This is a genomic window from Haloarchaeobius amylolyticus, assembly GCF_042678045.1.
In the GTDB taxonomy this organism is placed as follows: Archaea; Halobacteriota; Halobacteria; order Halobacteriales; family Natrialbaceae; genus Natrinema; species Natrinema amylolyticus_A.
On record NZ_JBHUDI010000011.1, the window covers coordinates 92,245 to 104,643 of the forward strand.

General features: G+C 68.2%; 12 protein-coding genes. 7 read left to right on the top strand and 5 right to left on the bottom strand.

All coding sequences use genetic code 11. The features are described from left to right. The first annotated feature begins 4 nt into the window (after positions 1-4). The 3 genes from ACFR99_RS16540 to ACFR99_RS16550 all read left to right on the top strand — a co-directional run bounded on the left by ACFR99_RS16540 (position 5) and on the right by ACFR99_RS16550 (position 2,380). Complete coding sequence (locus tag ACFR99_RS16540; RefSeq protein WP_390289598.1) at positions 5-1,093, top strand: glycosyltransferase family 4 protein; 1,089 nt, start codon at positions 5-7, stop codon at positions 1,091-1,093. A 43-nt stretch (positions 1,094-1,136) separates the two neighbouring features. Then, entirely contained in the window at positions 1,137-2,057 is a 921-nt protein-coding gene (locus tag ACFR99_RS16545) for a class I SAM-dependent methyltransferase (RefSeq protein WP_390289601.1), read from the top strand. A gap of 65 nt (positions 2,058-2,122) precedes the next feature. Continuing rightward, complete coding sequence (locus tag ACFR99_RS16550) at positions 2,123-2,380, top strand: hypothetical protein (protein WP_390289604.1); 258 nt, start codon at positions 2,123-2,125, stop codon at positions 2,378-2,380. Between the two features lie 16 nt (positions 2,381-2,396). Here ACFR99_RS16550 and ACFR99_RS16555 read toward each other — a convergent pair whose 3' ends face one another. Continuing rightward, the gene (locus ACFR99_RS16555) at positions 2,397-4,382 is read right to left on the bottom strand and encodes a MutS-related protein (RefSeq protein WP_390289607.1); all 1,986 of its coding nucleotides are present in this window, start codon (positions 4,380-4,382) and stop codon (positions 2,397-2,399) included. A 78-nt stretch (positions 4,383-4,460) separates the two neighbouring features. Here ACFR99_RS16555 and ACFR99_RS16560 point away from each other — a divergent pair, with 78 nt between their 5' ends. Both ACFR99_RS16560 and ACFR99_RS16565 read left to right on the top strand, forming a co-directional pair. Beyond that, complete coding sequence (locus ACFR99_RS16560; protein ID WP_390289610.1) at positions 4,461-6,059, top strand: SagB/ThcOx family dehydrogenase; 1,599 nt, start codon at positions 4,461-4,463, stop codon at positions 6,057-6,059. Between the two features lie 186 nt (positions 6,060-6,245). Beyond that, complete coding sequence (locus ACFR99_RS16565; RefSeq protein ID WP_390289612.1) at positions 6,246-7,205, top strand: DUF368 domain-containing protein; 960 nt, start codon at positions 6,246-6,248, stop codon at positions 7,203-7,205. A 5-nt stretch (positions 7,206-7,210) separates the two neighbouring features. Here the strand turns inward: ACFR99_RS16565 and ACFR99_RS16570 are convergent, their stop codons facing one another. Together ACFR99_RS16570 and ACFR99_RS16575 are read right to left on the bottom strand one after the other, a co-directional pair. Further along, positions 7,211-7,552: a hypothetical protein gene (locus tag ACFR99_RS16570; RefSeq protein ID WP_390289615.1), complete on the bottom strand. Its 342-nt coding sequence runs from the start codon at positions 7,550-7,552 to the stop codon at positions 7,211-7,213. A gap of 91 nt (positions 7,553-7,643) precedes the next feature. Then, positions 7,644-8,204 (bottom strand): hypothetical protein, encoded by a 561-nt coding sequence (locus ACFR99_RS16575; RefSeq protein WP_390289617.1) that lies wholly within the window; start codon positions 8,202-8,204, stop codon positions 7,644-7,646. Between the two features lie 155 nt (positions 8,205-8,359). Here ACFR99_RS16575 and larE point away from each other — a divergent pair, with 155 nt between their 5' ends. Both larE and ACFR99_RS16585 read left to right on the top strand, forming a co-directional pair. After that, positions 8,360-9,205 (top strand): ATP-dependent sacrificial sulfur transferase LarE, encoded by an 846-nt coding sequence (larE, locus tag ACFR99_RS16580; protein WP_390289620.1) that lies wholly within the window; start codon positions 8,360-8,362, stop codon positions 9,203-9,205. Positions 9,206-9,422: 217 nt separating this feature from the next. Further along, positions 9,423-9,779: a hypothetical protein gene (locus tag ACFR99_RS16585; protein WP_390289623.1), complete on the top strand. Its 357-nt coding sequence runs from the start codon at positions 9,423-9,425 to the stop codon at positions 9,777-9,779. A gap of 111 nt (positions 9,780-9,890) precedes the next feature. Here the strand turns inward: ACFR99_RS16585 and ACFR99_RS16590 are convergent, their stop codons facing one another. After that, the gene (locus ACFR99_RS16590; RefSeq protein WP_390289626.1) at positions 9,891-10,175 is read right to left on the bottom strand and encodes an amphi-Trp domain-containing protein; all 285 of its coding nucleotides are present in this window, start codon (positions 10,173-10,175) and stop codon (positions 9,891-9,893) included. A gap of 53 nt (positions 10,176-10,228) precedes the next feature. Then, entirely contained in the window at positions 10,229-12,346 is a 2,118-nt protein-coding gene (gene nasA / locus ACFR99_RS16595; protein WP_390289629.1) for an assimilatory nitrate reductase NasA, read from the bottom strand. Positions 12,347-12,399: the final 53 nt, after the last annotated feature.

The window sequence follows — 12,399 nt, forward strand, 5'->3', positions numbered from 1 at the left end:
TTCGATGCGGCTGGGGCTGGTCGTCTACGACGGGCTCGAGGGAACGTCCGGCGGCTATCGCTACGACCGACGGCTCGTGGCGGGGCTCCGCGAGCGCGGCCACGAGGTCGCGGTCGTCACAATCCCGAGGGAGGAGTATGGCCGGAACCTGCTCGATAACGTCTCCCGGGCGGTCGCGGCCGACCTGGCTGCCCTCGAGGTCGACGTGCTGTTACAAGACGAGCTCTGTCACCCGTCGCTCATCCGGCACAACCGCCGGCGCGACGACGCCACGCCGGTGGTCGCTATCGTCCACCACCTCCGGTGTCAGGAGCCGCGGGCGGCGTGGCAAAACGTGTTCTATCGGGCGATCGAGCAGCGCTATCTCGAAACCGTCGACGCCTTCGTGTACAACAGCGAGACGACCCGGGAGACCGTCGAGGCACTCGTCGGTCCGACGACTGGCATCGTCGCGCCCCCCGGCGGCGACCACATCGATCCGGGAGTTACGCGGACTCAAATATGCGCACGTGCCCACGAGCCGGGACCGCTACGAATCGTCTTCGTGGGCACGCTCATCGAACGGAAGGGGCTCCACACGCTGCTCCAGGGACTGGCCGCCCGCCCAGCCGACGAGTGGACCCTGACCGTCGTCGGCGACCCGACGGTCGATCCGGAGTACGCCCGCCGAATCGACCGGCTTATCGACATTCTGGGCGTCAGGGAGTCGGTGACGGTCGCGGGCCGGTTACCCGACGCGGCGCTGGCATCGACGCTGCGGGAGGGCCACCTCCTCGCCGTGCCGTCCGGCTACGAGGGGTTCGGCATCGTCTATCTCGAGGGGATGGGGTTCGGGCTGCCGGCGCTCGCCTCGACCGCCGGCGGCGCAAGCGAGGTCGTGACCGACGGGGAGACGGGAGTGCTGGTGCCGCCGGACGAGCCGCTGGCCATAGCCGAGGCGGTGGGCTCGCTCGCGACCGACCGCGAGCGACTTGCCGAGATGGGAGTTGCCGCCTGGGACGCCTACGACGCTCACCCGACCTGGAGCGATACCGTCGACCGCGTCGCGTCGTTTACTGCGGCTCTCCGGAAGCCCCCAGAACCGTCCCCGTGACGACCGGACTTAACCCGCCACGAGTTGACGGGCCGATAGAGGCGTGACCGAACCCGATCACTACTCGTTCCGTCGCTACCTCGATGCCAAACGGACCGTCGACCGGCGCGCCCGGAACCGGCGTGTCGTGGACGCGTTCCGCCGCGCGCTCGAAGGAGTCGACGAACCCGTCGAACTTTGCGAGGTCGGAGCTGGGACGGGCGCGATGGTCGAGACGATCCTCGAGTGGACGGCCAACACCGAGGTCCGGTACACGGCCATCGACGCCAACCCGACCCTCGTCGAGGCCGCCACGGAAGGGGTCGCGGACTACATGGTGGATCGAGGTTACGATCCGGACCGCTCGAGGGATCTCCGCATCGACCGCGACGGGACACCGTTCGAGGTCGAGTGCCGCGCCGAGGACGCGCTCGCTCACCTCGCGGCTCACGAGGAGACGTACGACATCGTCGTCGCCCAGGCCTTCCTCGATCTGACGGACGTACGGTCGGCGCTAGAGACGGTCGCGGACGGGCTTCGCCCGGGCGGCGTCGCCTACTTCCCGATCACGTTCGATGGAGTGACGTCGCTGTTACCGCCGGTCGACGCCGAACTCGAGAGTCACATCGAACGGCGATTTCACCGCCGGATGGATACGACCGAGAAAGTCGGCGGTGAGACAGGCGACAGCACCGCCGGCCGCCACCTCCTCACTGCGGTCCCGGCGACTGGCGGCCGGGTCGTCGTGGCCGGCGGCTCCGATTGGGTGGTCCGGCCGACCGACGGCGGCTACGAGGGCGACGAAGCGTACTTCCTCCATCACATCGTCGACACCATCGAGTCCGCACTCGCGGCCGACGGGACGATAGATGCCGGGCAGTTGCGCGCGTGGGCGGAGACCCGCCACGAACAGGTCGAAGCAGGAGAACTCGTCTACCTTGCCCACCAGCTAGACGTCCTCGCTCGGTGGCCGTCGTCCGCATAGCGGACGAACCGTGCCGCCAGCGACCCCGGCCCGGTTATACGTCGCTCGCCCTCGTAGCTCGAGCCATGCACTGGAAACGCCGACGCGACCTCGAGGGCGGAAAAGAACTGGGTGTCTGGCTCCTCGTTGACGACGACGACGGCACGGTCGACGAGGAACTGTACGTCGAAACCCACGAGTACCGCGGTGGGGGGTTCGACGTCTACACCGCCACTCCCGACGGGGAGTGGACACAGGAGGGCGAGTTCGAGGATGTCGAGGCCGCCTTCAAGCGGGCACTCGACGTGATCGACGAGAGTCTCCATCCGCTGGAGGACCTGTAGCCGCGAAACGCGAACGCTACTCGAACTTCTCGAGCAGCTCTCCGTAGAACGCGCTGTCGTGTTCGCCCGCGAGTTTCTCGACGATCAGCTCCGGCGTCGAGCGCGCCAGATGGTCTTTGACCGGCGAGCGATTTACCTCGAGTTCGCCGTCGACCAGTCCAACCGCCTCGATCCCGTCGACGGTCACGTCGAAGTCGGCCATCTCGCGGATCTCGCCCGCGAGGTGTGAGACGAACACCGCCGTCGCGCCGTTCTCGGCCAGCGCCTCCAAGATGCCGGCGATGATTTTCGCCGATGCCCCGGGCTCGGTGATGCTCTCGAGTTCGTCGACTAACACGAGCGAGCCCTCGCCGCCCTGTGCGAGGTCAGCGAACTCCCTGACGGTCGACTCGAACGCGCCAGCATCCAGCGTCCCCTGGGTCTTTGCGTGGTAGTGCAGATCGTCGAACCGCCGCAGGCGGACACGCTCGGCTGGAACGGGCAGCCCCATGTGGGCCAACACCACCACGCTCGCGACCAGATCCAGCGTGGAGGTCTTCCCACCGCTGTTGACCCCCGAGAGCAAGGCGACGCCCGACACGGCGTAGTCGACGGGATCGATTCGCTCGAGCGGCTCGTCGAGCAGCGGCGAGCACCCGCCCTCGATGTCGAAGCCGACAACTGCTGCCGGGTCGACGAACTCCGGCATCACGCAGTCGAAGTCGTCGGCGAAGCGGGCGATCGCGAGTTCCACGTCCAACTCGAGGGCGTCGCGGACGAGCTGGCGGGCACCCTCGCGCTGGTCGGCCAGGTCGGCCGCGAGTTCGCGTTTGAGCCGTCCTGCGCGGCGTTCCTTGGCTGCCGTGAGTTCCTCGCGCAATCGGCCGACGACGTTCTCGTCGCGCTCGACCGGAAACGTCGGCTCGTCGCCGAACGCGCGGCGGGCGATCTCGGCCTCGCCGGCCTCGAGATCGAGGGCGTCGATAAGATGCTCACGAGCCGCATCGACTGCCGCAGCGTGCTCGTCCGCCAGTTCCCGCGAGAGCAAGGAGTCGACGCCGGCCCCGCGCTCGACCAGCGAAAGCAGATCCGACCCCTCGATCGTGACGTCCTGTTCGCGGATCGCCTCCCGGAGCCGGTCGTTGGCGACGCTTTCTGCCGCACTCGCCGCTGCATCCAGATCGTCGACCGCCGTCGTCAGCCGGTCGAGTTCGTCGTCGCCCGCGACCGTGCCGTCCGCCGCCAGCCGCGAGAGGCCGTCCTCGAGCGCCGCGAGATCGCAGGGGGGCTCGAGGCCGGCGGCCCGGTGGACCGCGATGGCCGCCTGCAGCCGATCGCGATTGCGCGCGAAGAAGGCCAGCGGCCGTTCGGGGACGACCTCGGCAGGGTTCTCGAGTGCGTCAGGCCGGACCTGCACATCCCCGTCGAGGGCGACGCCGGCGAAGGACTCGTCGAGTGCGATCACTGTCGCGTAGCCCCGGGCGAGTTCCGCCAGCCCCTGCGCGTCCTCGACGACCTCGACGGAGAGTTCCGGGATCGCCTCGCGCGCCTCGCTGTAGCGCTCTGCGTCGGTCGTCGCCAGACAGCGCTCGCGGACCCGCACATCGCCGGGTTCGCGGAGCGGTTCAACCCCCTCGAGTGCGTCGAGAACATCAGGGCTGGGCTTGCGCTCGAGGGCCTCGCGGGAAAACGCCTGCACCTCGTCGATGCGCGAGCGCCGCGGACTCGGATAGATCGTCTCGAGGCGCTGGGCGGCGTAGTCGGTGACGGTCCGGTCTTTGAGCAGGCCGAGGACCTCGCGGTAGACCTCGCGGGCGCGATCGGTCGCGAGGAAGCCGCCCGGATCATCGTGTTCGAGTCGGATCGCCCCCCGCGCGATGCGGGCGGCCCGGCCCTGGGAAATTCCCGGCGCGGTCGCAAGCGTCGCCACGTCGCCCGCCCGCAGCGCGCGCTCGGGATCGTCGAGTTCGGCCAGCGCGCGGGCCGTCTTCTCGCCGACGCCCGGAATCGACTCGAGGTCCATGTCTCGAGGTGCGTATCAAACCGAAGCGAGAAAAAGTTCCCGCCCGGCTTTTTCGTGATCGGCGTGGTACTCCCTCGCATGACAGTCGGGGCGCTCGCGTATCACGAGCGGACGGCGCACTCGCCCAGAAGCGTCCGCGAGGGCGGTCACGGTCTGAATTTCGACAACAAGCCGACGCCGTACAAGGAGTATACGGCCCTGCCCGCGAGGCCGCTGGCCGACCGGATTCGACCACCACAGCAGCCGGCGCTGGCAGCGGTCGCCGAGCCGACGCCCGACGGCGACCCATCTCGAGAGCGGCGACCGACCCGCGAGACGCTCACGAGCCTCTGTTACTACGCCGCGGGGATCACGAAGGTGATCGACAGGCGGGGCCGCTCGCTGCGCTTTCGCGCCGCGTCGACGACCGGCGCACTCTACCACGTCGATCTATACGTCGTCTGCAATGACCTCGAGGGGAGCGATTCGGGTGGCCTCGACGCCGGCGTCTATCACTTCGATCCTCGGACGCTGTCGCTCGATGTCCTCCGCGAAGGGGATTACCGTGGGGTGCTCGCAAACGCCAGCGCAGACGAGGGGGTCGCCGACGCACCGCTTTCGTTCGTCGCGACCTCGACCTGGTGGCGCAACGCCTGGAAGTACGGGGATCGGACGTTCCGTCATGCCTTCTGGGACTCCGGTACGACGCTCGCGAACCTGCTGGCGGTCGCCCACGCACTGGACTACCGCGCCGACATCGTCACCGGCTTCGCGGATCGGCCCGTCGCCGACCTGCTCGGGATCGACCCCGAGCGCGAAGCGCCCCTGGAACTGGTGCCGATCGGCGCGGGCGATCTCGCCCCAGAGTCCGAACGCGCCGTCGAACCGATCGACCCCGACACCGCCCCACTCTCGCCGACCGAGAAGCGGTTCCCGCTCATCCACGAAGCCTGGTCGGCCGGCGCGCTCGAGAGCGGCTCCGACGCCGAAGCCTGGCGCACGTCGACGCCGGCCGGACCGGTCGGCACCCGCGACCCCGGCGACGGCGAGCGGGTAGCACTCGAGCCGGTCGACAGCGAGACGGCCTCGAGCCGTCCACTCCACCGGACGATCCGTCGGCGCGGTTCCTGTCGGGAGTACGACCGCGAGCCGATCAGTCTCCGGAAACTCTCGACGGTGCTCGACCGGGCCGTCCGCGGGGTGCCGATGGACGTTCGCCGCGGAGCCGAGCAGCGTGCAGACCCCGATGCAAGCGGTGGACCCGCGCGCCGCGAGGACGAACCACCACTGTCGTTCGTCGACCCCTACCTGATCGTCAACGGCGTCGACGGCCTCGAGTCCGGAACCTATCACTACCACCCGGCCGCCGGCGAACTCGAGCGGCTCCGGGCCGGCGAGTACCGCAGGGAGGCCGGCCACCTCGCCCTGGATCAGCAACTCGGCGCCGACGCCGCAGTCTGTGTCTACTTCCTGACCGACCTGGAGGCGGTCGTCGACGCGCTCGGCGATCGGGGCTACCGCGTCGCGCAACTCGAGGCCGCGCTGACGGCGGGTCGGCTCTATCTGGCGACCTACGCCCACCGCGACCTCGGGGGGACCGGGCTGACGTTCTACGACGGCGTCGTCACGGATTTTTTCGCGCCGCAGGCCGCCGGTCAGACCCCGATGTTCCTGTACACGATGGGACGACCGGCATGAGGGCGTCTCTGGTGGACGATTGCCTCGAGAGACCGATTAGCACGCGGTGTCGGCGTCGGACACTTTTATACGGGTCCGCGAGGAGGTGCCGGCTATGCAGCCGACACGGCGACTCGATCGGTCGAGCGCGAGACGACGCTGGACGGAGTCGACTTCGAACTCGAGTGCGAGACGCCAGGAGCGGACATGAAGTACGAGCAATCCGATGCCCTCGTCGATCGGCTCGAATTGCTCCGGGCGTACGGCTACGGGCTCTGTATGGGAACGGCGGACGCCCTCCCGGGCGTCTCCGGCGGGACCGTCGCGCTGTTGCTCGGCTTCTACGGCCGACTGATCGCCGCGGTCACCGCGCTGACGCCCTGGCGAGCGGCCGCCGTCCTCCGGGGTTACCGTCCCGACCGGCGGACGAAGGCGCGTGAAGCACTGCTCGAGATGGATCTCGGGTTCTTACTCCCGCTCGGCGTCGGAATCGCGACCGCGGTCGTCATCGTTGCTGACGCCGTCTCCTCGCTCGCCCAGTCCCACCCGGTCGCGATGTTCGGCTTCTTCACCGGCCTGATCGCCGCCTCGGCGATCACGCTCGGCCGAAGTCTCACGATCGCTTCGCCGGCGCACGTCGCGGCCGCAGTGACGGGGGCTGGACTCGCGTTGCTGGTCGCCGCCGACGTCGTGTCGCTGCCCGGAAGCGGCCCGATCGTGATCGTCCTCGCAGGTGCGATCGCAGTCAGCGCGATGATCCTGCCGGGGATCTCGGGCTCGCTGATCCTGATCCTGCTCGGCCAGTACGTCTTCCTCTCGTCGGAGTTGAGTGCGTTCGTCCACGCGCTGGGCGCCCTGCCCGGCGGTGGCTCGCTCGCGGCCGTCACCGCCCCGGGAACGACCGTGGTGCTGTTCATCGTCGGCGGTACCACCGGCCTCCTCACTATCGCCCGCGTCGTCCGGATCGCGCTGGATCGCCGCCGCGAGCTGACGCTCGTCTTCCTCGTGAGTCTCATCGCCGGCTCGGTGCCCGCCCCGCTGACCAACATCGCCGAGACGCACGCGTGGACGACGGAGACGATCACGCTCACGGCCGTCTGGGCTGCAATCGGTGCGATCGCACTGTTCGGCCTCGAGTACCTCGTCGGCGGGTTCGAGCCGGAGTAATCCGGTTAGTCGCCGAAATCGGCGTCCTCGAAACCCTCGTTCGCGAGCTCGTCGATCAGTTCCTCGACCGAGTCCTGTTTATCCTCGTCGATGTCGTCGACCGCGCCAACGCCGTGGCCACCGCTTTTGACCGTCTGCAAGGCGTTCCTGTTGAGATTTCCGTCGGGATCGACCACCGGGAGTTTCAGGTCCGTGAAGTTCTCCGGCGGGAACCCCGACGCCGAAAGGAGGAAGTGATCCGCCACCTCGCTCAGGTCGTCGGTGTCGAAGTCCTCGAGTCGCGGTTCGTCCCACTCTTCGGTCGTCGTCCCCGAAAATTCGGGTTCGTGCATTGCGTAGTCGGTCACGGGCGGGGGGCTAGGCGACGGCGGACAATCGGCATCCGGCTTGCGTGTTCAGCCACTGCGAGCCCGCTTCACGGACGACGATGGACTGCCATCAGTTGCCGTCACCGTACTCGTACTCGCGTTCGGGGTCTTCGACGCCCTCGGTTCGGGAGCCGACCCAGGCACCAAGCGAGAGCCCATAAACGAGGTGGCCGGCGTGGAAGAGCGCGAGTTCGTCAGCCTCGAGGCGGATGTCGAGCAGCCCCTGTAACACGACCTGGACGCCGAAGGCGGACAGGGCCAGGCCGTAGATCGACCCCCAGACGAGGCCGCGCTGTTCGGGTTCGATCGATCGGCCCGCGTCGTACAGGGAGAACAATACGCCGAAGATCGCGCCCGAACCAATCCCGTAGAGCAGGTGCAAGACGAGGGCGGCAATCGAGTGTTCGTCGGGGTCGCCACCGGCGACGTACTGCGACCAGAAGTTCGCCGACGGAGGTAGCGATCGCAGGAGCGGCAGGCGAAAGGCGGTCATGATCAGCGTCGCGACGAATCCGCCCTGAATTCCGCGAACAACGGCGTCGGCGACGTGTTCCTCGCGCGGGCGGTCGTCTGCGGCTTCGGTATGTCCCTCGGTCTCGGCGATCGATCGGAGGCGATCTACTACAATCATAGTCGTCTCGGTACCAGCCCTATGCCGGACGACGCCTTAACCGCCGGGCGCGCTGCTGACTGCACCCGCTCGCGATGCGTCGCTGGAGCGAGCGGGTTCGGACCGCCCGGCGTCGTGACAACGTCCTTTTGGCCGCGCGGCCCGAACGGCGGTCCATGACATCGGTCGAGGTGAAACGCGAGGCCGCCCGCGACGACCTCGCGGCCCGCGACGGGGTCCTCGTGGCCTTCTCCGGCGGGGTCGACTCGAGCGTGGTGGCCGCACTCGCCCACGACGCGCTCGGCGACGACGCCGTCGCCTGCACCGCGAAAAGCGAAACCCTCCCCGAGGCCGAACTCGAGGACGCCAGACGCGTCGCCGACGAGATCGGCATCCGCCACGAGATCGTCTCCTTCTCGGAACTCGACAGCGACGCGTTCGTCGAAAACGACGACGATCGCTGCTATCACTGCCGGACGATGCGCCTCGGCGAGATGCAAGCAACCGCCCGCGAACTCGGGGTCGGGACGGTCTGTGACGGGACGAACGCCGACGATCCGGGTGCGGGCCACCGGCCCGGCCTGCAGGCCGTCGACGAACTCGACGTTCACTCGCCGCTGCTGGCCCACGACATCACGAAAGCGGAGGTCCGCGAGATCGCCGCCCACTACGGCCTCTCGGTCGCCGACAAACCCTCGATGGCCTGTCTCTCCTCGCGCATCCCGACCGGGCTCGAAGTTACCGGCGACCGGCTCACGCGGATCGAGCGCGCCGAGGCCCTGTTGCGCCAATGGGGCTTCGATCAGTTCCGCGTCCGCGACCACGACGGCCTCGCGCGGATCGAGGTCACACCGGACGAACTCGAGCGCGCGCTGACCCGCGAGTTCGCGGAGACGGTTCGCGAGGAACTCTCGCAACTGGGGTTCGACCACGTCACGCTCGACCTCCACGGCTACCGGACCGGCAGCGTCAGCCCCGCGAGCGACGAGGAGGCCACGGCGGAGTCGACGAGCGACGACTGACACCGCGCCCATCAGCCTGGCGGCCACCGGATGTCGATCGGACCCGGGATCGGTGATTTGTTGATCGTCCGCCGTAACCCATGCTCGATGGACGTTTAGCCAGAATATAACCACATTCCGAAGGATAAACCTGCCAATAGTGGACATAGAAGCGTTGTGTTCGGGAATATTGCACGTTGCGATACGGACGTAGCTTTTGGGCCGGTAGGAGTGATCGATGGACGCTGACGTGCCGCTCGAGTGGACCACCGAAGAATCTCGGACCTACACCCCGACGCATACCAACCGGGAGATGGAGTATCGGACGTATCGCCACGAGTCAGGAGATCTCCGCCTCAAAGTCGCGCCGGCCTCGCTCGACGGCGAGGACCACCCCGGCTACGCACTGACCGCGACGAGCTATCCGGGGCTGGACCTTTCGGAAACGATGCGAGTGCGGCGTGTCCTGACGTTCGAACGGTGTGACCGGATCGCACGGCAGTTCATGGATCTGTTCTCGGCCAGGTACGATGGCCCCGGCTCGCTCGAGGACGCGCTCGAGTACGCCTACGAGCGAACCCGCGAACACCGGTAGTTATACTATCGGACAAAAGTCAGTGAATACTCGATCGCGTCCCGACGGCTGTCGCCGTCGGCGACAGCGTCTCGAGTGCAATCGATGTATGAACCGTTTTGTCTGGCAGTATTACTCGATCGCGAGGTCGCCACCAGTACCACCGTCGCCACCGTCCTCGTCCCACTCGAGTTCGAACTCGATGGACAGTTCGCCGGGGGCGTCGGTCGGCCCTTCGCGTTCGGCTTTGACCTCGAAGGTCGGCCGGGCCGGCGGCTCGAGCGTGACGGATTCGGAGCCGGCCGAGAGCGTGATTTGCTCGCCGGCATCCAGGTTGTCCGCGACACGACGGAGTAACGACGCGATTTCGCTCCTGCTCAGGTCGCTTTCGGATTTGAACAGCACTTCTTCTGGCATACACCCTGGTACGTTCCGACAGTTGATAAATACACGCTCGATGACAGCGGCGATCAGGGATCGTCTGGAAGGAGGCCGCCGTCCGGTTCGCGGGGCTGCTCGAGGCGGACCGCACACTGCTTGAGGTTCGGCTCCTTCGACCGCAGATCGACCGCGGCCGTCGTGAGCGCGTTGACGCTCGGCTGGTGGATCGGCAGCCAGACGACGCCGTCAGGGATCGCCGCGTCGGATTCGACACGAACGGTGACCGCGGCGCGCCGAGAGACGAGGCGTGCCAACCGACCCCCGTCGCTGGCGTTGCCGTCGGTGGGCCGCTCGAGTTCGCCTGCAAACGCAGCCGCCGTCGCCGGGCTGAGTCGCGCCGTTGGGAGGTCGTCAGTGCCGGTCCGTACCCCAGTGTTGTACGCGTCCGGACGGCGTGCGGTCGTCAGCGTGAGCGGATAGGACTCGTCGGTCGGGTCCGGCAGCGGCCGGGGCTCACCGCTCGAGAACCGCGCCCGGCCGGACTGCGTCGGGAACGCCCACGATCCGTCGGCGTCCGCGTCGTCAGCGCCGCCGTAGTACCGGTAACCGGCTGAACCGTCTGCGTTCGGTGCCGGCCAGCGGACCGCACGATCGGCCTCGAGTCGTTCGTAGCTGATTCCCGAGCAATCGGCCGGCGTGCCGGCGGTCAGCGCCGCGAACTCGTCGAAGATCGCGGCGGGCTCGAGCGCGCCGTCGAACAGATCGGGAACGAGACGGTCGGCGAGGAGGCCGACGATTTCGAGATCCGTTCGCGCCGCCGCCGGCGGCTCGGTCGCAGCCCGCACCCGCGAGACGGTTCGATCCATGCTGATCGTCGTCCCTTCGGACTCGCCCCACGTCGCCGCAGGCAGGACGACATCGGCGTGTTCGACCGTCTCGCTGCGGAAGGCATCCTGCACGACGAGGAACGCGTCCGCGAGTTGCTCGCGGACGTGGGTCGCGTCGGGCATCCCCGCGACGGGGTTGGTCGCGACCGCATAGACCGCGTCGATCTCGTCGCCGATCGCGTCGACGAGGCCGACCGGGCCCGGACCCGGCTCGTCAGGGAGCCGCGAGACGGGGACATCCCAGGCCTCGGCGACCGCCCGCCGGTGGTCGGGATCGTCGAAGGGGCGGTGTCCGGGCCAGGTCCCCTTCGCGGAACAGACGCGGGTCCCCATCGAGTTGGCCTGCCCGGTCAGCGAGAACGGCCCCGAACCCGGCCGGAGATTGCCGGTCGCGAGACACAGGTCGATCAGCGCGCCCGCGGCCGCGGTCCCGTTGACGCTCTGGTTGATTCCCATCCCCCAGTACAGGAGCGTAGAGCCCGCGAGTGCGTCGGCCAGTCGCTCGACGTCGGCCATCGAGACGCCCGCCCGCTCGGCAGCGTCGGCCGCGTCGGGGAGGTCCGCACGGAGCGTCTCGAAGCCAGTCGTCGCCGCGGCGACGAACGCCTCGTCGACCCGGTCGGTCTCGAGAACGCGAGCGAGGACTGCTCGAGCGAGTGCGAGGTCGCCACCGAACTCGAGCGGAACGTGGTGGTCGGCGGTCACGGCGGTCTCGCTGCGGACGGGATCGACGACGATGAGTCGGCTGCCGTCTTCGGCTGCAGACTGGCGAATCCAGCGAAACAGGACGGGATGGGCGACCGCGGGATTCGCTCCCCAGACGAGGTGAGTATCGGCTTCAGGGATGTCGTCGTAGGTCGGCGGTGGCGCGTCGCTGCCGAAGGCGTCGTAGTAAGCAGTGACCGCTGAGGCCATACAGAGCGTCGTGTTGGCGTCGTAGTACCGCGTGCCGACGCCACCGCGCGCGAGCTTGCCGAGCGCGTAGGCAGCCTCAGTGGTCTGCTGGCCGCTACCGAGCACCGCGACGCTGTCACTGCCGCCCTCGAGCGCAGTTCCGAGTCCATCCGCTGCACGCTCGAGTGCCCTTTCCCAGGTCGTCGCGACGAGGTCGCCGTCCTCGCGGACGAGCGGGTGGGTGAGCCGCTTGCCGTCCGGATCGGCCGTCTCACCGATTCCGCGGCGACACGCGAGCCCCTGGCTGACCGGGTGTGTGGGATCGCCGCGGACGGCCTCGAGACCGTCCTCTTGGTCGGCGGGCCGCTGACGGAGTCCACAGCCGACCGCACACCGCATACACGTGGTTGGCACGGGATCAGTCACGGTCCCTACCTCCGGACGCTCGGCGCACGCCGAGCAGGTGACGGTTCGTTCCA